Raw genomic sequence first — 22,908 nt, forward strand, 5'->3', positions numbered from 1 at the left:
TGGGAATTCCAAGCGAAACAACCGCTAATCCGGTGGTACGGCCACGTTCGTTTGCTCACGGACAAAGTGGTCGGCCAGTGGTTCTGTCTGGATCGTCAGGCTGGATTAGTCCATTGGGAACACAATCTCCACCCCGATGAAATCGTCGATATCGTAGACGGTGTGATCGTGGCCAATGAGCGTAGGCGACAGCACATAGGCTCTCTGCGATACGGGTGCTACGGGATTTCGTTGGATACGGGCGAAGTGTCTTGGACTTCGCACTCTTCCGGGCTAGTGGAGAACGGTCTTCCTATTTGTCGCCGTATAAAACCTGTACCAAATTGCGGAGAGCTATGGAGCGGTCGAAAGATTCTCCAAGACGCTTTCCGCCACCTGCTTCGCCAGTGCTTCATTGCCTTGTCCATTGAAATGAACGCCATCGCCAGAAGTCCACTCGGCATGATCCTTGACCAGTTCGAAATGTTCGTCGGTTGGGATGTGTTGCTCTGTCATGGTTTCAGCAGCGGTTTAACAACCGGCGATGGATTCGAAAAATGTGTCTGCAAGCCTAACCTGATCGTCTTCGTCCCAGCCCAGACTTCCACTGTGCGCCATTACGATAGGGTATTCGCCGTCTACCATCGCTTCTCTCATGTCGAATAGATAAAAGCCTCCACAGCCGTCGAAAGCGAAGGGTACAGCACCGGGCATGTACTCGGGTATCTGGTAGCCAAGCAGGTATTCCCTGAGTGACTTAATACCGAATATGCCAAATTCACGTTCGCCCCTGAAAAAGTTGCCTCCGTTTGACCAACGAAGAAACTCAACGAACGCATCTGGAAACTGTCGCCGGGGAATGTACCATTGCGACGGATCGAATGACTGGTATTTGTCGTGTAATGGGTCGCCAACCGCAAACGGGTTCTGCTGCTGTGAGTTAATCTCGGCAATCTCGCTTTTCGTCAACGGCGCAAGCACGGATACTTGTAGGTAGGCAATATCATCCTCAGTTGCCGGAACTTCTTTGGCGACATGCTGAAAGACGTTATCCCAATCCATACGTTTTCTCTCTGAAGTTCGATAGTCGTAAACGGTCCTCATTCTTGCCGATTTTTCTCGGCCATTCCATCGCAGGTGCCCCGCCGCATGGTCTCGTTCCCAAAGTTGTTTTTGTCATTTAGAAACGGTGTTTGGGCACCTTCAAGGGTCGGTGACGTTCGAAAGAACATCGAGGGTCGTCGTGAACGCCACTACACCGGCCTCAATCTGACCCCCGAGGCACGCACCGACATCATCAACAGACGCCTTGGTGCATGATTGAATGGAAATTAGGTCCAAGTAGGTCCATGCAGGGTCCAAGCAAAATCAGTTTTGCTTGGACCCTTTTTCATGCGTTTTTCCAGCGTTTTAAGCATGTTTTGCAGGTTGGGTCCAAGAGGTCCAAGCAAATCACTAATTCATATGGAAATTTGAAATTTGGTAAATGCAAATATGGGAAAGGAAGCAGAAACGCCATTTTGCTTGGACCTCGTGGACCCTCGGTTCTTTTTTGTTGATGTCGCTGGTGATGCCGTGGAAGAAGAGAGGGTGAAAGTAGACCGTTATTAACCAGTGATTCACGCCACCACTTCCCACTCAAACGATTACTAACACCCGCTTGCTCATCGTTATTTCAACCCACAAGGAGAAAACGATGGCAAGCAAAACTGAACAACTGCGAAGCGAGATCACCGAACAGATTATTAACGCTTTGGAATCAGGAAATCTTCCCCCGTGGCGAAAGCCATGGAGTACGACCAACGCTGGTCCTCACCGCAATCTGGTTTCAGGGAAGCCTTACAGCGGCGTAAATCCGCTTGTCTTGGAACTCGCTTCACAGCGTCATGGATTCACGTCATCAATTTGGGCGACGTTCAACCAATGGAAGCAAGCTGGCGGAAGCGTCAAAAAACGTCCCGACAATGTGAAGCCCGGCAAATGGGGAACCACAATCTGCTTCACGGCTCCTGTCACGAAAAAGAAACGTGCCGATGACGGGACAGACAAGGAAGACAAATTTTGGATTCTGAAGAGCTACACGGTTTTCAGCTTGGATCAAGTTGAAGGTGACTTTGACCATCTTCGTCCACAACAGCCAGAACCGAACAAGCTGTTCGAAAACTTCGAAGCTGGCGATGAATTGATCACCGCTACTGGTGCGAATATCCGAACCGGTAATCGTGCTTGTTACGTCCCCGATGGTGATTTCATCATGATGCCAACGAAGGAATCATTTCACTCACCGGCTGACTACTACGAAACGGCGTTTCATGAGTTGACGCACTGGACCGAACCAGAACATCGATTGAACTGGGACCGAAAAGGCGAAGGATACGCCGCTGGTGAGTTGATCGCCGAAATTTCCGCTTGTTATCTCGCTGCTGAATTGGGAATCCCAAACAGCGAACGAATGGACAAGTCGGGCGCTTACCTGAAAAGCTGGCTCAAAGCGTTGAAAGACGACAATCGAGCAATCTTTCGAGCTTGTTCGCAGGCCAGTAAGGCAAACGACTACTTGCTGTCGTTTGTGCGAACGCCTGAACCAGCGGAAGCAACCGCTTAATCCAACTTTTGTAATGGCAGGTGGAATCCGATTCCACCTGCCATTTCTTCTAACACCCGCTTGTGGGTCGGTCCTGATCGGGACAGCCACTCGGAACACCGTTGATGATCGCAAGACGACTCAGCTTCGGCACTTCAACGGGCAGCGTGAACCACCGCAATAACTCTGGCCAGTGAGCCGTGGAAATCTGCTGTCAACTGCGAAGCCCTGAAGTCAATGTTGATCATCTTCGGTGTCCCCGTTTGGTCTTTCTAAATTCCAAGTTTCCAAGATCGCAAATTATGGCTGATGACAGATACCTTCCCGGATGCCCCAGCCGACGACGAGTCAAGGAAGTCCGTTCACATCTTTGGCGATACGGCGTTCGACCAAAGGGCGATGCGTGGCATTTGACTTGGGTTTGGGCCTGTGCAATTGCCAGTTCTTACTTTCACTTCCGATGGCCCATGCCGCATGAAATCGCCAGCCAGTACATGCTGCTTTTGCTCTGCGAGATGAAAGAGGGGCGAATGCTGAAACTTCCCTTTCGAGCAGATCAAGTCCAGCCAGACGAAATTCAATCTCTGCTGAAGACTGAACCATTTGTCATTCCACAGGTCACGTCGAGCGAAAACTAACACCCGCTTGTAAGCCAGTTAATCAATCACTTTCACACAGGAACCACACAAATGAACAACACAATCAAAAGCCTCATCGCAAAGGTTTGGAATAAAGAAAACGCCGACTTCAAGGATCTCGAAATCGCCGTCACTTCAGTCGGTTTTGCAGATGAAGTTGCCGCTTAGTTGTTGTGTGTGGCGATGGGGCATGGAGGCCCCGTTTTCATTCCAACTTTTGTAATAACACCCGCTTGTAAGGCATCACTCAATCCAACTTTTGTAACGGAGTCAAACGATGCCACAAGCACCAATGATCACCAACGATGAACGGGAGCAACTCCAACCACTGCTATCGCTCATCCGAGATCCCGACCAGCTTTCCGCCCGCACCACGTCCGGTGAATTCTTCGACTGTTCGGACCATGCCCTGATGGCCTTCCAAATTTGGCGACGGATGGGAAGGAAAAACAAAGCCACCGGGGCTGCATGGCGGCGACTAATGCAAAGTGATTGCCCCACCGTAGATGTGATGGCTCTGGTTGCATTCCATGTCTTCCACGAGATGGGCAACGAGTAACACCCGCTTGTCATTCAAATCAACCACCACGGAGTAATGACGTGAAAGAGACAGAACCGATCATCACCAGCCTCAGTCAAGTTGTGGGGCAAAGCCGAGCCGTTCGAGTTCTGCAAACGGCACTCGATGCCTATTGGCATGAACGAAGCAAGCATGGCGAAGAGAACGTCTCTTTCCCACACCTTTTGATGTGCGGCCCCGGTGGCACAGGCAAAACGATGCTGAGCGAATTGGTCGCTCGGGAGCTTTGCACTGAAGTTCACGTTGAACTCGCTCAGAACATCAGCAACATCGGGCAAATGCAAGGGCTGCTGATGATGCTCGACACGCCGGGCCAAATCTTGTTCTTGGACGAAATACATCAACTGAACGAGTCCGTTCAAGTTTGTCTCTACCGAGCTTTGGAAGAACGAAAACTGTTCCTCGGTGGCAACAAAAAGCCAGTGACTCTGCCACCGTTCACGCTGATCGGTGCCACCACGCATGAATACATGCTCACGACAAGTTCGAGAGATCGGTTTCAAATTTTGATCCGTCTTTCCCACTACGACACCGATGAAATGAGCGTGTTGATCGAACAACGAGCCAAGCGACTTGGTTGGGGCATCGATCCAAACTCAGTCCGTGAACTCGCCAAGCGAAGCCGTGGCGTCCCCAGACTTGCCGTTCGGATGCTGGAGGCAGCCAAACGATCCTGTTCCGCTGGTGGATGTGATTTCATCGAAACCAGTCACGTTGATGAAATGCTGGAGATGGAAGGCATTGATGCCCTCGGATTCGATCCGGTGGAGCAAAGCTATCTTCACCTGCTGAAGCAACATCAGGGAGCAGTGAGGCTCAACGTACTGGCCACGCATCTTGGATTGCCTCGGCAGTCCATTGAAATGTTCGAAAGCGATTTCATTCGTTTGGGACTGATTACCAAGAACGAAAAGGGACGCTGTTTAACACCCGCTGGACACGAGCATGTGAAAGCCAGCAACGGCTGATTTTTTTTGTGCTTCCACTGTCCGATTCCCGCAAGGTAACTGAACGATGACCGTAAACACGATGAATGAAAACAAGGCCAAAGCTGCAATAACAGTGAGCCGACAATGTTCACTTCTGAAGATGAGTCGCAGCCAGTTTTATTGGCACGTCAAACGAGGGACGTTCCACGCTCCGCTTCGATTGCCCAATGGACGACCGTATTTCAACGCCAGTCAGGTTGAAGACAACTTGAAAGCGAGGGAGCTTGGCATCGGCGTCAACGGTGAGTACGTCCTGTTTTATGAACGATCCGAAACTCCGACGAAGCCGAAGGTAACACCCGCTTCCAAGGCAGATCACACGGGGCTGCTGGAGAGCCTTCACGCCCTTGGCCTCAGCGGCCTGACGACCAAGCAAGTCGGCGAAGCGGTTGATGCTTGTTACCCGAAGGGCACCAATAGCGAGGGCGAAAACGACGTTCTCCGAACAGTTTTCCGACATTTGAAGCGTTCGGGAATTGGTTGATTCGTGTTTCGCAACTACCCGGTGACTGTTTGGGATGCCGCCGAAGTCCAAGTGGTATCCGTCAACTTCCGCAAGTTGTCTGGCGGAAGTGCGTTTTAGAACTGTTCGATTTACCAACGAAAGCTGTACGAAAGATGAACGATAACCAGTCCGAGAAGTGTTCGGAATTAGGCACGACAACTCATATTATCTTGCGTTCGTCTGATTCGACGACGGGTCAGATCATCGAACAAGCCGACAACGATGACCAACTGATAGAACTGTGGCTCCACGGTCGGCCCAAGAACACCCAACGTGGCTACCGCAAAGAAGTGGATCGATTCAGTGACAATGTGAACAAGCAACTCCGTTCGGTGAAGCTGATTGACCTTCAAGCGTTTGCGGACCACCTTGGGCAATCATTGAAACCGTCATCGGTCCATCGTGCCATCAGCGCCGTAAAAAGCTTGCTCGCATTTGGACACCGACTGGGCTATCTCCAATTCGACGTTGGACGAGCCTTGAAATTGCAAGGCTTCAGAGATGAGTTATCCGAGCGAATCATTAGCGAAACGGAAGTTCTCCGAATCATCTCTTTGGAACCCAATCCACGAAATCGAGCAATCCTGCTGACATTCTACGCTGGCGGATTCCGAGTTTCTGAAATCTGTGCCATGAAGTGGCGACACTTGCAAAAGCGAGACTCGACTGGGCAAATCACAGTGTTCGCCAAGCGTGACAAGACAAGATCCGTTTTGATGCCAAAATCCGTTTGGGAAGCGCTAACATCGCTGCGTGGTGATTCGCCACTCGATGCGCCCGTGTTTCGTAGTCGGAAGAAAGGTCATCTTTGCGAATCAGCCGTCTGGCGAGTTGTAAAAAAGGCGACCAAGCGTGCGGGGATTCCCAAGGACGTTTCGTGTCACTGGTTTCGGCATTGCCACGGTTCACATGCACTCGATAGAGGCGCTCCGATCCACTTGGTTCAAGCCACATTGGGTCACAGTTCGATTGCGACAACCGGTCGCTATCTTCATGCTCGGCCAACAGATTCCAGTGGTAACTACTTGCCTCTCGGCTAACACCCGCTTGATCTCCAGAACAATTTAATCCCTTTCTGGAGATCACGATGAACCAAACGACTTCCATTGCTGACAGCAATAATCCAGCCGTCAAATCTGCTGCTCAAGATGCGAATGCCGTTCAAGATGCGGTTAACTTAATCGCAATTGTTGGCTGCTTCCATCGTCATCTGATGGCTCTTCGTCAAAGTGGCTTGAATGGCGATGATCTCAACAATCATCCGGTCTCGCTTGCCTTTATCAGCAAGCTGAACAGCTTGTGCCGGATGACCACCGAACGAGAGATGGCGGCATTCTCAGCCATCGACAAGCTTTCTGAAGGTGAGTCCGTCGAATACGAAGTCATCGCCCTTTGACACCTGCTTGTTTTGCATCAACAGCAATACGACTTTTGCAATGGACACAAAAAACCATCGGCACCCCAGAGGATGCCGATGGCCACAACACCTGCTGCTCGGAGATCGTTAGCAGACGATCACAGCAGGTAACTGGAAGTTTAAGCAGGCTGCCTGCCTCGGTCAATTATTTTTTGTTGGTCCCAAGAGGGAGCCGAAATCCCTTTCTCATGCCGCTATCACGGCGATAGCCGTCCCCCGAAGCAGGAGTTCTTCCCACCGAGTTTGAACACGTTGATGTGGAGTAACACCCGCTTGATCGGCATCAAACAAAATCACTCAAAAGGGAGACCGAAGAATGGGCTGGCTTTTCAGGCAAGACATCACCCGTAAGGAACTGATCGCTGAACGAACCGAGTCGTGGGAGCGACAATCGGACGAGACAATCGTTCAAAGCGAATGTTTGGCAAAGTGTTTTCGTGGCGGCGGATTCAGCGGCGTATTGTGGGCCGTCTGGGAGCGTCGATTCATCAAGAATGGCGAAGATACCGAACCAAGGCAACGCTGGATCACTTGCGACTTAATTCAATATCGCCGTGATTCTGGATGGGGTTACAAAGACATGGACGAATCAATGGGACCGTACTATTACTCCTGCCCTTTGAAGTATCTGAACATGGTTCCCATTGACGAATACGGCGGCAATGCAGAATGGCGTTCTGAAGTGATCAATCACCACGAACGCCAACGTGAAAAGCGAAGATCACAGGCGATTAGTGTCTGAACTGATGGACAGACACCCGCTTAATTACTGCCACCATCGACCCCAGCGATAGGCTGGACACCATCCACTGCTTCCTCTTGCCTCGATCCATTCTGTTCTTCTTGGGCAGCCAGCCTCGGTCCATTCGAGCAATCCGAACACACTCCAACGTGCGGTCTTCCCAAGGCCGAGGTGAAGAGGAAGCGGGATGCGGTCTGAATAGACAAGCTGTTGAACCACTGGCTTTGGAAGCTGGATGAACCGTGCCATCTCTTCCGTTGTCAGGAGCAGCTTGCCGCATTCTCGAAGATAGCCAACGTCCGGTTTAATATGGTGGCGTATCTGCTGGCGGGACATCATCGTCCTCCTTTCTTCGTTCGAGTATTCATCCCACGGCCTTCGGAATAGTTCCAATGTCGTTGTGGAGGGCAATCCGCCTCGACCCATTCGATAATTTCACGAAGCCGCCACTGAACTTTGTTGCCGAGTCGTATCGGGTTGGGCATCGCCTTCTCGTCAACAAGACGAGACAAGGTGCGGGGAGAAATATTGAGAAGTGACGAAACTTCCTTATTTCCAATCAACAGGCTTCCATCGTCAGGGAGCTTGCCGAGCAAATACGCATCCCTAAGTTCAACTGCCTTTGCCTTTTCTGAATTGGAAACAATCGTTCCTCTCGTAGCATGCTCTGCTGACAACGGTTCAGATTTCGCAGCCTTCGTCCTTTCCAGAACTCGGGCAATGGAATCATCAAGAATCCTTGGGGCAACTTCAACTACTTCCTGAAGAGCTACAAGCAAGCGTGAGATCGCTTGCGAAATATCAGCGTCTTTCATGATCAACCTCACTGAATAAAAAGATAACTGTGACACCCGCTTGTAGTTCGTTGTTTCAAACGAATTCACAACGAGGTTCCAAATGCAATTCTCTATTATCTACAGCGTCGATTGTCCCGAAGACGAAAACATCGATCTTTACGCTCCTCTAAACGTCGAGGAGCTTTGGGACCAGACCGAAGACGACGACCAATACGAGTACGGATACTTGGAAGGTCGATGGGAAAACGGATCGCATCGCAAATGGTGTGCAATTCTGAACCGTGAACAGTTCGATGAATTTTTCGAACGCTGTGGCCTTCAAGCAGAAGATGCCGAAACGATGGGATCAATTGGTGCTCCCGGTTGCGGTTTCGGTTGGGCTCCAGCCATCAGTTTCACCAGCCGAGATTCTGACGCCATTCAATCCGCTTACGTCACGCCACTTGTTCGTGAGAACTGCGACGAACGTGACTGGGATCGAGTTCGCTCTGCCATGCTTGCTGTTTACGGTTAACACCCGCTTGAAAAACAACATCAGAGCCAAGGGCAATCCCCTTGGCTCTTTCTTTAACGCACACAACGGAGCCACACATGAGCAAACAGCTATTCAATCTTGGAAGCGTCGTTGCAACACCCGGAGCACTCCGACTTATGGAGAAGCATTCGATGACACCAATGCAATTTTTGCAAAGGCATGTCACTGGAGATTTTGGCGATCTCGATGAGGGCGACAAGGAACTAAACAATGAAGCCATTTGGAATGACGAGAGGATTCTGTCTTCTTACAAGCTAAATGAGACAGACACCCTATGGGTAATCACAGAGGCAGACCGAAGCTCGACGTGCGTACTCGAACCTTCGGATTACTAGATGCCCCCAATCGAAACAAGCGTGTTCGACACGCTGTACACGATTGTTTTCACGAACACCACGTTGGGGCGAACTACGGAACAGGGGCTCAATGTCTGGACGTGTGAAAACGTCCAAGCATTCCGTCAATCACTCCACGTTCTCAAAGACGAAACCGCATTGCCGTGTCATCAGCGCCGGTCCCAGTGTCGATAAGCGAGAGAAATAACACCCGCTTGAAGAGCATAACCAACACTTCACTTTTCAAGGAGCCAACAATGGCCGACCAGACTGAAGCAATTCGAAAATCAATGGTCACTGAACTGAATTCAGAGGACAACACCAAGGCTGAGCTTGAAGCCAAGCACGGCAAAATCTGGACAACTTCCGAGATGCAAGAGGAGTTCGACGCTCTCGGATTCATGGCCCCGTTCATCATCGTTCGCAAGCGTGACACTGGTGAACGTGGATCGCTGATGTTCACTCATTCCCCGAGATATTATTTCTCTTGGAAGCCAGAGTAATTCGCACCAAGCCAGAGGGACCATCGACAAGCTCGGTGGTCCCCTTTTCCATTTGCTAACACCCGCTTGTTGGTTGTTATCAACAACAGACCTCAAACGGAGAACAACGATGGCATGGTCACGGTCACACACGGACGAAGCATACGCAACGGTCGAAGAGCAACTTCAACTCAAGGCTGAAGCCGCCAACAATGGCGATCAAGAAGCTGCCCAGTGGCTTGAAGTTGTATGGTCCGAATGGGTTGCCAGCGATTGGCGGGAGGATCGAGTGACAACGGATCTCGATCTGAGGAAGTACGAGCGAGCAATCGCAAGAGCCAAACGACAGGGAGCAGAACACGGCTACGACAAGCTGGCCGCTGATATCTGGAACTGGTCGAGTGAACTTGCCACTTGCACCAATGGCGGCTGGGACGCATGGGTCTGCCCCTTTGGTTGCCATCTGATTCCTTTCAGCGTTGAAGTCGAGTGACAATCTAGGAATATGCAACGTCGATGTTCTTCACTCGGAAGCACCGACGTTGCATTTTTTTCAATTGAAAAACTCTTTGTGGAACCTAGAAACCCGAAGTCCCCAGATCGCCCCTGCCACGGATAGTGCGTTGTCGCTTTCTATTACGCTCGCAGTTTTTCGAGGCTGGTACTGTTGTCGCAAAATTCGAATCTTTTGGAAATCAGGGTTGGCTGCCACGGGCTTGAAAGCCAATTGAGAAACGGAATTGCCGAAAATCCGCCGCCGAATTTTCCGGGAATACCAGAGGGTCAAGTGGACAGGAAAGCGCTCACCGTCTTCTTCGATAGTGATTCTGAACCATCGAGTTCAGCGGCACTTCTGTCTTGACGTGTTCAAACGCAAGCGAATCAGACAACTCGCCAAACAGACGTGCCCCGCCACCAAGCAGGATAGGAAGGACAGTGATGATCATTTCATCGATCAAGTCTTCCTTCAGGAAGCTCTGAATCGTCGATCCTCCGTCAATGTAGAGTTCTTGGTGCCCCTTCTCGTGGAGAGTGGCGATTACATTGCCCAAAGACCCGGTAATCAGTTCTGCCTTTCCCTCGTATCCATCGGGCAACGATGTCAATGATTTACTGAGCACGAAGACCGGTTTCGTGTACGGCCAGTCACAATCGAACCCGCAAACTGTCCCGAACGTCTTGCGCCCCATGACAATCGCATCGATCTGTTCCATGAATGCGGCGTAGCCAAAATCGAGGTTGTCAGGATTCGGAACGGAGTGGAGCCAGTCCAACGCTCCATCCCGATCCGAGATGAATCCGTCCAAACTGGTCGCTATGAAAACTCGGTTTGCCATTTGTACTCCAATGGACTCGTGCGTCGTCACGCACAACGATCTTCTCGATGACTTCTTTAGCTTACGCTAATTGTCGCCGTTCCCCCACCGACAGTTGTAGTCACTCGAATTCCCGCCTTCTCCTTAGCGGCAGTTCCCCTTCTCGATGAATCATTTCGTCGATTGCTTGGATCATGTCACGCATCTTCTGGCTATTCGCAGTCAACTTCTTGAACGCCCGTCGATAACACCCGCTTGTGTCGTTGATGTGTCAATTCAATTCACAAACAACAAGGAACCAAACATGCTTCTGAGAGCACAAGCAGTTGGCGAACAGCCATCAGTTCGATTCGTAGTCCTCAATCTGCGGAGCAACCAGATGTGGGATGGCCAATCATTCGTCGATGATTTTGATCTGGCCCGAAAGTATTGGCATCCGAGTGACGCCTGCGCTGAAATGCAAGACATTTTGAAGGAACACTATGGCCAGCTTCGACAACGACGTTTTGTGGTCCCTGTGGAGATCGAAGTTTACGGCAGTATTTCACAAAAGGAAATCGCAGAGTACCTCTACCGAGCCTCAGTCTTGAGCGTTCGCACTGAAGAGTACGGAAACGGACCTGCGGAATGTTTGGTCTTACCCGTGATCCATTGGGGCTACATCCGAGAACTGAAACTGCCGTTGAATGGCAAACCAGATAATCCGGCTGTGGAATGGGGATTGGAGGACGAAAATGAGAACCAGTAAGTTCACGATCTTCATCCGAACCACCGTGATCGTGTTCATCATCTACATGATGCTGGCATGGGCGTGGAACTCGATGACGAACACGAATTTTTGGAAGCCATCGGAAATGGCGATCAGTGCCGTTCTAACGGTGTTGCTTTTCGGTGGCTTCGCTTGGGCGATTACAAATTTTGGAATGGGTTTGATTTATGGTCGAAGCCAACAATACGACGCTTACCGTCGAGGTGGCGGCGATCCATACTTCGACAGCCTGCCTTGGCCCCTCAACCCTGACTCAAGACAGGTGAGAGAAACGGGCATGGCGGAGCCAAGGACTTCATTTGTGCCACCGGCCAGTTGGAAATTCCAATGTCCAGTTTGTGGGGCACGACAGCCCACACGGATTTGTGTCTGCTGGAATTGCGATTACGGAAGCAATGGAGATAGCAGCGAATATTTTCAGAAGTTCGGCAATTCAAAGCCACCAGAAATCAGTGAACAGGATTGGGCCGAAATCAGGAGCCGCCACGATGCCTGAACTTGAAGAGGTCATCGACCAACTTTGGCTTCACAACACCTTTGCGGAAGATCCGTGGACCGTTGATCGTGCCTTTGCAGCCATTCGTGATGATGGGGAAATCGCAATCGATGGTCTGATCTGGGCTTTGGGCCACAAAGATGTGGGACTGAAACTTTTGGCTCTGAGATTGTTGAGGGAGTTTGGGGAAGAAGCAAAAAGGGCGTTGCAAGCGGTTGAAAAGTGCCTTTTGGATGGGAATCGGTTGGTTCGGATAGCGGCGGGGGAAACGGTGAGGTTGATGCAAAAGTTCGCTGACCAAGTTTGAGTGTTTCAGACGAAAACGTCAGGAGGGTTCGTGGTTACGATCACGCCAACGGGCGAGTGGTCATTTGGGACACAATGGTTGCCTTTGACGTAGTGAACGGCAACAGTCGCAGGAGACGGGTTGGAGGTGAAGTGCCTCCAACCCGTCAAAAGATTGTCCGTTTTGTCAGATTTCGTGTCAGATAAGAAAAATGGCCGTCGTCGTAAGTCCTTTGGTACCAACATATCTGACACGCAACTCGGTGGCCCGCCGCCTCCACTAAAGCCACTTTGCGATTCGTCGCAAAGTGGCTTTTTTATTTGGTGGTACGTCATCGATCGCGGAGGGGGCGTTCCATTCCCGTAAATGCTAAATAGCCTGATTCGCGGTGGTTTTGTGTCCGACTTCGTCCGTGCGGTGGGCTTATCGGAGCTTGAGTTCAGTGGCGCTTAGACGGAAATGGTGATACGGACGTTGTGGGGTTCGAGGCCGGAATAATGACCGCGTTAGGTCTGTTGAGTTGGCTGGACGCCAAATGGAACAAGAGACTTTGGACAGCACGAGTTGCGACTTGGTGCAGGCAAATCTGAACGCTGAGACGCGATTCGGTCAGCGGTGGTGTGTCTCGGAGGAAATCTCCAGCGACGCTCGCGATCGTGCGGCACGTTAGGAAAATCTAGTGTTCGGGGTATCCAAACAGGAGGGGCTGAGGGGTTTGGGCTCGCGTCGGTGCCCGAGTAGGAATCCACAGCACGCTACGCATCACGTCTCCAGTCATTCCAAAATCGATCTTCCTTCCCCGTTTCACGCCGACAGATTGGACCGCATTGCTGGCATCGACGAGCGTGCGACCGGTAGGCGTCCGATCGTCTTGGCCGACAAGGCTCTCATCGAACTCGGTGACAATTCTCGATGGCAGCTCACCGCTACGCGTGAAAACGTTGCTGCTGGCACATTCATGTCGATCGGAACGTCAGCGGGTGACGGGGACGCGTTCGTCCGTCTCCTCGACGATTTAGATTTCTTTGCCCATTTGTTTGTGTCTGTTTGCAAACGGGATCGCTCAAACAAAGCAACAAGAGTATTTGGCAGTTTTATTGCTGCAATGGAGTTAGCGAAGGAAAAAAATTCGGAACTCACGCGACGTTTCCATCTTGATTGGGTGCGAGTGGAATGCGGTTTGCACCTAGATGAGCCGATGGCATCGGCGCACCCCAAGGGAATGAACCGTGCATGACTGAATGATAACCAATGTGACAGTAGAGCGGCGTGGAACCACGTTGGTGAACGCAATTCCCCATTTCCTGGAACGCTCAGTAGAAAAACGAGGTTACTTACAATGACGATGATTCCAACACGCGACGGACATGCACTTTACGTCAAACAATGGGGTAGCGGGCGACCCGTTGTGCTGCTCCATGGCTGGCCGCTCTCGGCTGATAGCTGGGATTATCACGCGATGAAGATCGCAGACGCTGGCTTCCGGGTGATATCTTATGACCGACGTGGTTTTGGGAGATCGGATCAACCGTTCGGCGACTACGACTATGACTCGCTATCAGACGACCTCAGTGATGTAATGACTGCGACGAAAGCGGAAGACGCTTCAATCATCGGGTTTTCGATGGGGGGCGGTGAAGTCGCGCGATATATGTCACGACACGCAGGTCGTCATGTGCAGCAATGCGGCCTGATATCGTCGGTCGTCCCCTACATGCTAAAGACGGATGATAATCCTAACGGCGTGGAACAATCCGTATTCGATGGGATGACCGAAGCAATGTTGGCAGATCGTCCCAAGTTCTTTAGTGAGTTCTTCAAAGACTTCTACGGGGTTGGATCCTCATCCAAACCCGTCAGCGAAGAGTTCCTGCAATGGACAAGAACGGTTGCGATGCAGGCAAGCTTGAAAGCGACGCTGGCGTGTGCCGAGTCGTTTGCCACCACCGATTTCCGCTCGGACCTAGGAGCGTTCTCCGTTGCGACGCTTATCATACATGGAACCGATGATGCCACCGTTCCAATTGAAGCGAGTGGCCGCCCGGCAGCGAAAGGGATTGCAACTTCGACGCTGAAGGAGTACGACGGAGCGCCGCACGGATTGTTCGCAACACATAAAGATCAACTTGCTGATGATCTGGTTGCGTTCCTAAAATCTTAGCTACATTGCTTGAGGTCCAGTTCTAATACGACAATGTTATGAAGGATATTCGCTTGTAGTTGTAAGCGAATGGTAATTCTAGGCAGAGCAGCCTTTGAGTGGTTCGAGGATGTGCCAGATCGAGACGCTCTGCCTCAAACGAATGATACGTAGAGTTCAACACCGGTAAAGAGCTTAAGCACGGTCGTTGTACCGGTGTCAGGCTCTGCGGTGACGAACCAGAGCTGGGTGCTTCAGTGGGCAACTCCGACTTTCAGACAAGGATGATTTGCTCCAGCTGACACGATCTTGTTTCTACTGAAACGCGTCGGCGAACGACTTCGATAATGCTTGTTGTCGCTATGGAGAGGCGAGGCAGGCTTGCGCCGATGAAGCTCACCGTTGAAACGAAAATGGGCTGTGCTGGCCAGGTCGACTAAAATGGACACCAGTCACGAAATCGGATCTCGCTGAGGCGTCACCATGCCCGGCGACTTCGTAACGCACGCATTCGATCGTTGATCGAATCGGTCGGACAATTTGGCTAACGAAATGTTCAGTCAAGTGACTTTCGCATTGGATATCCAAAAGGGAGGAGCGAACTTGCGGACGAATGCCGGAATCATCTTCGTAGTCATTTCAGTGTATTCAACATAGACGGCATCGATCTCCTGCAGATCGCATTGGAGCGATTCGACATCACGCTGGTCGAGATGCGACCAACGCTCCACGATTCCAGTATTGACTCCCAGCCATTCGCACTCGGAACAGGGAGTATGTTTCGGTAGTGGCTGCGTAATCGCATCATCCGATTGTGCACGCCAACTGTACATGTCTTGCATATACCTTTGTGCTTTAGGTGTCTCCGCGAACCCAGCGTAACGAATAGCGTCATCGACTGCGATTAGGTGGTAAATGATTTGCGCGAAACTCGCGTTCCACGTCATTTGTTGCGCGTGAAGCGTGCAGACGGGGACTACGTTGGCTCGTAACTCTCTTCGAAAACGCATTCGTACGAAGTGATTGGCGCACCAAGCGACATTCATAACATCAGTACTCTTGGCGGAACCGTTTGACACGGCTGGTGCGCGGCTAGCGAAACCGCTCCACGGATATTCATCGGACAACCTAGGGACATGTGTTTTGAACTGGAGTGCCGTATGACGGACTCGTCCACTCGGTTCTCAATCATGCGTTGATTTTGGCTCTCCGCGCAGCGGGTCGCGATCTCTTACGTTTCTTTCCGAGTGGCGGTTTGCCCAATCACACTCGACATCGAACCGAATCGAAAGGGCATCCAAGCGGATTGAGTTGTGTCCAATGCATCGGGTTGCAACGAATTGGTTACTCAATGGGTCGTTGAGATACCGGATACCGTGTGATTCAACCAATTTGGTTGCATCTCAGGGAGCCATCCATGCGATACGAGAATTATCGCGTTAGTAAAGTGTCGGTCAGTTCTTGCCAGACAACGACGGATTCGCCAGCGCGGTAGCGACAGCCTGCCGATCAGAAACGATTTGATTAGGGCGGTTCATTTTTCGCGCGTGAATCAAACACCGATGTATTGATTGCTTGGTAAACATCCTCCGCATTCCGGATGGCACCTAAAAGAGCAACGCGCTAGATAGTTGACGGGGCACGGAGGTTCGAAATGAAGGTTTGGGCAAGCATCTGTCTAGGGTTGGTTTCTGTTAGCTTCTGCAACGCCGATTCGGGGCAGCCAACGGAGACGGGGATTCTTGGTGTCGAGGACGGCGGACTCTGGCAACAGCATCTTCAGCGTATGGAGCAGTTGGATCAGAAGGTCGAAAGCCTGAGCCAGCGACTGGCAGCGGAAGAAGCTGAAAACTCGGTCCGCTACCTACCCCAACGCCCTCGTGTCGCAAGCAGTTCGTTGATGCGTCCGGGCTGGAACGCGAGCGTCGACTACTTGAACTGGAACGTTCGGCGCCGCGGACTCGATTACGCGATAACAACCGAAGATAGCACCCGTGCGGTCGGTGCGGGCGATGTCCACAACGTCCAGTTTGGTAGCGAATCGGGGTTTCGTGCCGGTCTGCATTACACGACCGCAACGGGATGGGAAGTTGGATTCCGATACACCTACCTGGACATCGATGCCGCAAGCTCCGCCGCAGCCCCTGCACTTGGGAATATGTGGGCGACTCGCAGCCATCCCAACGAGAACGAAGAGGCGCGCACGGCGAGCGCATTTGCGAATCTCGATTACGATGTCTTCGATCTCGAGCTGCGACGCTGGTTTCTGATCAATCGCGTGGCGGCGATTCAGTTCCTGGGTGGCTTGCGTTGGGCTTCGATCGACCAAGATTTGCGAATCGATTACGACGGCGACGACTTTGCCAATGGGCAAGTGATCAACGCAGGACGCATGGACGGTTTTGGAGTTCGTTTGGGGGCGATGGGGCTATGGCAATTGTCGCATGGCCTGAGTCTGTTTGCTCGCGGGGCTGGAACGCTTGCTTACGGAAAGTTTGAGAATCATCTCCTGGAAACGAATCAGAGCGGCGTCGATGCGATTGTCGATGTCACCGATCGGTATGAGCAAGCGTTGCCGGCGATCGAAGCCGCCGTGGGGCTCTCTTGGCGCTCCGATCACATCGAACTCGCGTGCGGATATGAGCTAACAAGTTGGTTCGACGTCTCCGACCGATCGATGTTCGTCGACAGCGCTCACGAAGGCGCTTATTCGCCCAACTCGACGAATCTGCTGCTCGACGGCATGTTCGCCCGGATGGCATTTCTTTTCTAGGTGCCGCGAGCAACAAGATGCCGCGAGTGGCTAGGGCACCCTGAAGAGTACAGCTTGACGGATGGCAGAAAGCCGCAAGCTGTTTACTTAAAATGGTCCATTGCACCTATCGAAATTGACCACAGCGGCCAGATTCTCTATAGAATCGACGACTGTATCGAACACGGCAAGCGGCCATTTGCAAATTGTTCGGAACGCCATCGAACCTACGAACACATCTGGCTATAGCAACATGAAGAGTAAGGCTTGTCGATTCTCGAAACGGTCCCGTCGCAAGAGAAGACTACTCGACAAGCTTTACCGAAGGAGGACGAATTTCGAGTGCCTCGAGAGCCGTCTGTTGCTGGCCGTTACGCCCGATTTGATAAGCCCCACCGAAGTTAACTTCGTTGGGACATCGGCAGCGGACGAGGTCTTCCTGCGGATCGATGCAGGGACGCTTGAATTTAGCTCCGATGGAACGAACTGGATCAACGATCTGAGCCCGGCTGGCGGGGTTCAATCGATGGCGATTTCCAGTGCGTCCGAGATTTCAGTTAATTTTGGCAGCGGTGATGACCAGCTGCGGCTTGATGCGTCGATGAGCTCGCTGCCTGCCGGCGCTGAATTGACCTACAACGCAGGCGGTAACAACGACGTGCTTTTTGCCGCGGTGACCGGGAATGACGACTTTCAACTCGCCGGAAACCAGTTAATCGCTGGAGAAGCCACGTTCACGCTCAATAGCGTCGAAAGCGTAGAACTCAAAGGCAGCACGGGGACCAACAGTTTTCAGCTTTCCGGATGGAATGGTTCGGCAACGCTGACCGGTGCCGCAGGGAACGACCAATACCAGCTGGATGCTGCATCGAGCAGTGTGTCGATTGTTGACACGGGGAATGGAGACGCGTTTACGCCCGCCAACGGCAAAAACAAATTCGTCACAGGTTTGTCCGATCTGATCGACGCCGTCGATGAATTGAGCGCGACCGGACCGCTCGGCCAGGACGTCGCGTTTCTCGATAGCGCGTCAGGCCAGACGATCGGCGGTTTCCTGGATCTTGCTGACATTCTGGATGTCTATATCGTTGATAAGGTCAGTAGCCAGTCCAGCGGCACAAAGCTTCATTCGTTGGTGAACGCATTAGACGTCAACGACGCCTCCGGTCCACTGACCGGCGATGTATCGGTGATAGGAACGCTGCTGGCCGGCGGCGGAATGAATTTGGATGTCAGTCTGGATGTTAGCCGAGTCAGCTCCGTCGAGCTGAATGTTTTCGCCGGCGAATTACAGTCGCTGTTGACGCTGCCCGATGACACCAAATTGTTTGGTGATTTGACGACACGAGTTCAATGGCAGTTCGAAATTGGTGTCGATGCCGCCGGCAACTTTGTCGGGGACTTTAATACGAGCGACATGATCGTCACCGCGGCGGTCGACGAAAACTTGGACTTCGAGGCGCGAGCTGGTTTTCTAGGCGTTAACGCAGCGGGACCGCTGGATCTGGACATGTAGATCACTGTCGACACGGACAATCTACTGTCAGTTGACGCGACGACGCTAAGCCAAACGATTGGCACCGCGACCGACGATTTGACGATCGCACTGGATGTGACACCCTTGGCCGGGATCACTGGGGTCGGAAGCGGATCGCTACAGTATGTCAATGCACGCGCCTACGATTCGACAATCGAGCCAAGTATCACGAAAACGAACTTCGATGACATCGAACCGTTCTACAACACCGATGCTGGCACGTTGCGAACGTTGCTTGTCGATGACTTTCACTCGCTGCTGCAGGTTTTTGGACCATCAGCGTTGGCCGTTCCGGTCCCCTACACCGGTGCATTGTTCTCGGACGTCTTCGACCTCGCGGATATTTATGATCAGCAGATTGTCGACAAATTGCCGTTGATTCCCGATGTGGGAGCAAACTTCTCGACAATCCAACAGTTGGCTTCCCTCACGGCGCCGGTTTTAAGCGGTGTTACTTACAGCAATCAGTCGATCCATTTTTTGCTCGGTATCAGCGAGACGCTCCCAAATTCGCAATACGATCTAATGGTTTCGGACTTTGGTTCACTAACGGGGATTCAAAGTGCGAACAAGTTGAACGTCGCCAGCCCTGCGGTGGCGATGAGTTTTCCGTTTGAGATGGACCTGACGACCGTTGGTACTCCGCTTGACGCAGCGGCGCTGGTTACCAGCCTTAATCGTGGCGAAAGCGTTCGCACGGTCGGAACGATTTCTGGAACGTCGTCTGGTCCAGTTATTGATTCTGCTGAGACGGCCGTCGATGAGTCGACTGTCATGCTGTTCGATGTCGATGCGGAATTTGGTGGCACCGACGCATTGGTGGGCCGCGTGATCGGGATCACTTCCGGGACCGGTGCAGGACAATCGCGAACCATCGTCGCTAACTCATTAGACACCATCACTGTCGACAGTCCTTGGGGCGTGGTCCCCGATGCGACAAGCGCCTATGCGGTTGCCGCGGCGGACATGCAAGTGCAGCTGAACAGCGGTACCTCGTTCACCGTCGATCTTGATTTCGCCCCGAACACCGCGACCGTAGCATCTCTGGTTGCGAAGATCTTCGACGCCGCCGAAACCGCTGGCGTCAGCACTCCCAGAACCGTTGGCGTGGCGGACGATTGGGATTTGGATGTTCAGGTCGAGACCGATGGTCTTGTCTTGAAGGATCGAACGACTTCAGGCTCGTCGATTCTCGGGACCGTCGCCGCCGAGATCATTGTTGATTCGGAAAGTGATCCCGATCCAGCCGATAACAATACGCTGACCGGAGCGGGCTTTATTGCCGGAGCTTTGGTTGGTCGAACCGTTGAACTGCTCGATGGGCCAGGTGGCAATGTTGTCGACAGTCGACAGATCGTTGGCAACAGCAACACCGTTTTGATTCTGAACGGTCCTTGGGATGATGACGTATCGGTTGGCACGCACTTCCGAATCCCGACAACCTTCAGCCTCGCTGCGCTAAACGGTTCGTCGGCGGTGACCGATTTAGGGCTTTCAGGTACGGGAGCTCAAGTGCCGTTTCGTACCACGACCGGCATCAACGTCGCTGGCGGTATGCCGGTTTCGCTGAGCGGGAATGCATCACCAGATCTCACGATCACGTTGGGTGGGGGCACGGGCAGCTTCAACGTGAATCTCGATGGTGCATCGACCGGACAGGAGATCGTTGACCGGATCCGTGCCGCAATTCCGACTTCGCTGAAGGCTACCGCGTCGGGCGATCCCGCGAAATTCGAATTGATCCTTGCCGACTCCGGCGCGATCTATTTGGTCGATCGTGCGGCAGCCGGCACGCGCAGCAGCTTCCAAGTCAGTGGCGTTGCGGCGGGCGATCTATTTGCGAGACCAGCCGAGATGTTGGATGCGGATCTCAATGACGATCCGGTCGCCGATGAACGTGTGATTGTAATGACGGCGCCTGCCAAAACCATCAGCAGCGACCCGCTTCATGGCGACACCCCCGTCAAGCACTTCTACCTTGCTGAGAACGCGGGATCGTTGCCGCATGTTTCTACCAGCTTGAGCGTGAATGCCGCCAACGCAACGGGGACGGCACAGTGGGGAGCACTTGGCGTAGCCTTCCAAGGAGGCACCGTCACGACGCTGACTCCATTCACCGCGGCCATCACGATCGATCCACGAGATCCAGAGCCGAGTCCAACGGGGACTCCGCTGCCATTGCCAGCGTCGCTCAGTTCGATCAAACAACGGCTCTCCGATCCGAATTCTTTGATCGCTGGCCGCGCCGCCGTCGTGGCCGGACAGGCGCAGCTGGAACTCGATGTTATATCTGATCCTAGCGTTGTGATCACAAACTCTGTTGGCGCCGGTGCTGCGGAAATCCAGACGACGATCGATTTTTCGACCGATACGTCGACCGGTTCGAATCAAATCAGCGTCGTTTCCGCTGATCCGACGTTCCAAAACGCAACCGCGAACGATACGAAGACGCTTCTGGAAGCTGTTCAAGAACTGTCGATCGACGACCTGATGTCGGCACTCCGCAATGCCCGTGACTATCTCCTGGAACTGCAATCGCAATCCGAGCTCGCAGAAAATCTGCCAGGTCTGCCGATAAGCATCGGCGAATTGTTCGACTTTGGCACGAAGTTCGAACTGCAAATCGATAAACTTGCCGAGGCGGACCCGCAAACGCTGCAAGAGCTAGCTAGTCAGCTCGATACATTGCTCGACGACGTGATCCCGCTGTCGGCCGCGATGAGTTTTGACGCGGCAGCGCAGGATCTTAAGTTGGCGCTGCGATTGGATCTCGATACGATTTTGAACGCTCCGTATCCGTTGAACTTGAATATCTCCGACCTGGGAACCGATCTTTCCACGTTGGGGCTTTCAACCGTTGGATCGATCGTTGATGTCACATCCGCCAGCCCGCTGGACGTGACGGCCGATGGCACGATTAACTTGGATGTCGGCATCGACCTTAGCAACGCATCGGTTCCCGCCCCGTTCCTTTACGGCGACTCGGCGCCTAACTCGGGCACCGGCGCATCGTTCAGCATCTCCGCGAAGAACGAGAACCTGAGCTTCCCTGTGTTGTTCGGCAGCATGCAGGTCGATGTCGCCAGCGGAAGTTTTGTCCTCGATACAGATGGTTTCGGAGTCGCAACAGCGGGTGCCGCGTATAGCGTGGGACTGCAAAGCGACGCGATTCTGGGGACGACAGCGCACGCCAAGGCGGCTGCTCTGCCTTCAAGGACGTTGGTCTCCATTGCTGGAGAGGCCGACGCCCAATTCACCCTGGAGTTTCCCAACTCGGTCATTCCAGCTTCTGCACCAACAGCAATTTTGCCTGCCATCAATGTCCGGATTGGAGATTTGAATGCTCCTTCGGCCTCATCGACTAGCAGCGTGACGACGAACCTTGTGGGAGGTGCTGGGAGTTGGTCGACGTTTGATTCGCTCTCCCAAAACTTCTCGCTGTCCGATTCGATGAACGGGTTCAAGTTAGGGGTCTTTGAACTGTTCACCAAGCTTGATGAGTCGTTGGACACCTCGCTGTTTGGCTCGGAAATCCCATTGGTCGGCACGCAACTGGCCGAAGCATCCGACTTTCTTTTGCAGATTCGTGATACGGTCACGGACAACTTAAGCCTCCTGTCCGATGTGCTGACTCCCGATTCGATTCGCCAATCACTCTTTGATGCACTGGGGCCTGGCGGCTTGGCGTGGCTGCAAGACGGCGACGATGCGGATAACGCGATCAATATCGAGGATGTTCAGACCACGTTCGAGAAGACGACTCCCAGCGGCGGTCGTGAACTGGTCGTTGGTGTTGAATATGACCTCGATTTGATGATGCCGCCCGAATTGCTCGATTTCCCGGTTGCCTTGGACCTGCTGCTCCCTGGACTTGGGCTCGATATCGACGCGTTGGCCCAGGTGATGATCGGTTTCCATCTGCCGCTGAAGGTAGGCATTAGCACAGCGGACGGCGTCTACATCGACGTCGATCTCGCCAAGGATCTCGATGTCAGTCTCGACGTCTCGTTGCCATCGTCTATCGTTTAG

General features: G+C 52.6%; 23 protein-coding genes. 18 read left to right on the forward strand and 5 right to left on the reverse strand.

Annotated elements, in window-relative coordinates:
• Positions 1-333 precede the first annotated feature (333 nt).
• Together Poly24_RS27060 and Poly24_RS13275 are read right to left on the reverse strand one after the other, a co-directional pair.
• Positions 334-495 (reverse strand): SGNH/GDSL hydrolase family protein, encoded by a 162-nt coding sequence (locus tag Poly24_RS27060; RefSeq protein ID WP_197452547.1) that lies wholly within the window; start codon positions 493-495, stop codon positions 334-336.
• A 15-nt stretch (positions 496-510) separates the two neighbouring features.
• Positions 511-1,041, reverse strand: coding sequence for an SMI1/KNR4 family protein (locus Poly24_RS13275; protein WP_145095896.1), 531 nt, complete (start codon positions 1,039-1,041; stop codon positions 511-513).
• 634 nt (positions 1,042-1,675) lie between these two features.
• On the opposite strand from Poly24_RS13275, the gene Poly24_RS13280 reads away from it, so the two are divergent.
• The gene (locus Poly24_RS13280; protein WP_145095899.1) at positions 1,676-2,584 is read left to right on the forward strand and encodes an ArdC family protein; all 909 of its coding nucleotides are present in this window, start codon (positions 1,676-1,678) and stop codon (positions 2,582-2,584) included.
• 327 nt (positions 2,585-2,911) lie between these two features.
• On the opposite strand, the gene Poly24_RS13285 is transcribed toward Poly24_RS13280, so the two are convergent.
• Positions 2,912-3,166, reverse strand: coding sequence for a hypothetical protein (locus Poly24_RS13285; protein WP_145095902.1), 255 nt, complete (start codon positions 3,164-3,166; stop codon positions 2,912-2,914).
• A 312-nt stretch (positions 3,167-3,478) separates the two neighbouring features.
• Between Poly24_RS13285 and Poly24_RS13290 the strand changes: the two genes are divergently transcribed.
• From Poly24_RS13290 to Poly24_RS13315, 6 genes are all read left to right on the forward strand, one after another.
• Positions 3,479-3,760 carry a hypothetical protein gene (locus tag Poly24_RS13290; RefSeq protein ID WP_145095905.1) on the forward strand — a complete coding sequence of 94 codons (282 nt, stop codon included), beginning with the start codon at positions 3,479-3,481 and terminating at the stop codon, positions 3,758-3,760.
• Between the two features lie 83 nt (positions 3,761-3,843).
• Positions 3,844-4,749, forward strand: coding sequence for a Holliday junction DNA helicase RuvB C-terminal domain-containing protein (locus tag Poly24_RS27660; RefSeq protein ID WP_261343117.1), 906 nt, complete (start codon positions 3,844-3,846; stop codon positions 4,747-4,749).
• Positions 4,750-4,795: 46 nt separating this feature from the next.
• Positions 4,796-5,254: a helix-turn-helix transcriptional regulator gene (locus tag Poly24_RS13300; RefSeq protein ID WP_145095911.1), complete on the forward strand. Its 459-nt coding sequence runs from the start codon at positions 4,796-4,798 to the stop codon at positions 5,252-5,254.
• Positions 5,255-5,388: 134 nt separating this feature from the next.
• Positions 5,389-6,315 (forward strand): tyrosine-type recombinase/integrase, encoded by a 927-nt coding sequence (locus Poly24_RS13305; protein WP_145095914.1) that lies wholly within the window; start codon positions 5,389-5,391, stop codon positions 6,313-6,315.
• A 47-nt stretch (positions 6,316-6,362) separates the two neighbouring features.
• Positions 6,363-6,671, forward strand: a complete 309-nt coding sequence (locus tag Poly24_RS13310; RefSeq protein ID WP_145095917.1) for a hypothetical protein — start codon at positions 6,363-6,365, stop codon at positions 6,669-6,671.
• A gap of 337 nt (positions 6,672-7,008) precedes the next feature.
• Positions 7,009-7,434, forward strand: coding sequence for a hypothetical protein (locus tag Poly24_RS13315; RefSeq protein ID WP_145095920.1), 426 nt, complete (start codon positions 7,009-7,011; stop codon positions 7,432-7,434).
• A gap of 335 nt (positions 7,435-7,769) precedes the next feature.
• On the opposite strand, the gene Poly24_RS13320 is transcribed toward Poly24_RS13315, so the two are convergent.
• Positions 7,770-8,249, reverse strand: coding sequence for a helix-turn-helix transcriptional regulator (locus tag Poly24_RS13320; RefSeq protein ID WP_145095923.1), 480 nt, complete (start codon positions 8,247-8,249; stop codon positions 7,770-7,772).
• Between the two features lie 82 nt (positions 8,250-8,331).
• Here Poly24_RS13320 and Poly24_RS13325 point away from each other — a divergent pair, with 82 nt between their 5' ends.
• The 3 genes from Poly24_RS13325 (at position 8,332) to Poly24_RS13340 (ending at position 10,076) form a co-directional block, all read left to right on the forward strand.
• Entirely contained in the window at positions 8,332-8,745 is a 414-nt protein-coding gene (locus Poly24_RS13325) for a hypothetical protein (RefSeq protein WP_145095926.1), read from the forward strand.
• 613 nt (positions 8,746-9,358) lie between these two features.
• A complete protein-coding gene (locus Poly24_RS13335; RefSeq protein WP_145095932.1) occupies positions 9,359-9,604 on the forward strand; it encodes a hypothetical protein in 246 nt (81 codons plus the stop codon).
• 109 nt (positions 9,605-9,713) lie between these two features.
• On the forward strand, positions 9,714-10,076 hold the full coding sequence (locus tag Poly24_RS13340) for a hypothetical protein (RefSeq protein WP_145095935.1): 363 nt from the start codon (positions 9,714-9,716) through the stop codon (positions 10,074-10,076).
• 310 nt (positions 10,077-10,386) lie between these two features.
• Here Poly24_RS13340 and Poly24_RS13345 read toward each other — a convergent pair whose 3' ends face one another.
• Positions 10,387-10,920, reverse strand: a complete 534-nt coding sequence (locus Poly24_RS13345) for a dihydrofolate reductase family protein (protein ID WP_145102879.1) — start codon at positions 10,918-10,920, stop codon at positions 10,387-10,389.
• Between the two features lie 145 nt (positions 10,921-11,065).
• On the opposite strand from Poly24_RS13345, the gene Poly24_RS13350 reads away from it, so the two are divergent.
• The 8 genes from Poly24_RS13350 (at position 11,066) to Poly24_RS13385 (ending at position 22,908) form a co-directional block, all read left to right on the forward strand.
• On the forward strand, positions 11,066-11,647 hold the full coding sequence (locus tag Poly24_RS13350) for a hypothetical protein (protein WP_145095938.1): 582 nt from the start codon (positions 11,066-11,068) through the stop codon (positions 11,645-11,647).
• A complete protein-coding gene (locus tag Poly24_RS13355; protein WP_145095941.1) occupies positions 11,634-12,164 on the forward strand; it encodes a hypothetical protein in 531 nt (176 codons plus the stop codon). Before Poly24_RS13350 ends, Poly24_RS13355 begins: the two co-directional genes overlap by 14 nt.
• Positions 12,157-12,471, forward strand: a complete 315-nt coding sequence (locus Poly24_RS13360) for a hypothetical protein (RefSeq protein ID WP_145095944.1) — start codon at positions 12,157-12,159, stop codon at positions 12,469-12,471. Before Poly24_RS13355 ends, Poly24_RS13360 begins: the two co-directional genes overlap by 8 nt.
• A gap of 796 nt (positions 12,472-13,267) precedes the next feature.
• A complete protein-coding gene (locus tag Poly24_RS13365) occupies positions 13,268-13,687 on the forward strand; it encodes a hypothetical protein (protein ID WP_145095947.1) in 420 nt (139 codons plus the stop codon).
• Between the two features lie 102 nt (positions 13,688-13,789).
• Positions 13,790-14,611, forward strand: coding sequence for an alpha/beta fold hydrolase (locus tag Poly24_RS13370; RefSeq protein ID WP_145095950.1), 822 nt, complete (start codon positions 13,790-13,792; stop codon positions 14,609-14,611).
• A 1,633-nt stretch (positions 14,612-16,244) separates the two neighbouring features.
• Positions 16,245-17,363 (forward strand): Lpg1974 family pore-forming outer membrane protein, encoded by a 1,119-nt coding sequence (locus Poly24_RS13375; RefSeq protein ID WP_145095953.1) that lies wholly within the window; start codon positions 16,245-16,247, stop codon positions 17,361-17,363.
• 340 nt (positions 17,364-17,703) lie between these two features.
• Positions 17,704-18,858: a hypothetical protein gene (locus Poly24_RS13380; RefSeq protein WP_145095956.1), complete on the forward strand. Its 1,155-nt coding sequence runs from the start codon at positions 17,704-17,706 to the stop codon at positions 18,856-18,858.
• Positions 18,859-18,936: 78 nt separating this feature from the next.
• A complete protein-coding gene (locus Poly24_RS13385) occupies positions 18,937-22,908 on the forward strand; it encodes a hypothetical protein (protein ID WP_145095959.1) in 3,972 nt (1,323 codons plus the stop codon).

This window comes from Rosistilla carotiformis (assembly GCF_007753095.1).
In the GTDB taxonomy this organism is placed as follows: Bacteria; Planctomycetota; Planctomycetia; order Pirellulales; family Pirellulaceae; genus Rosistilla; species Rosistilla carotiformis.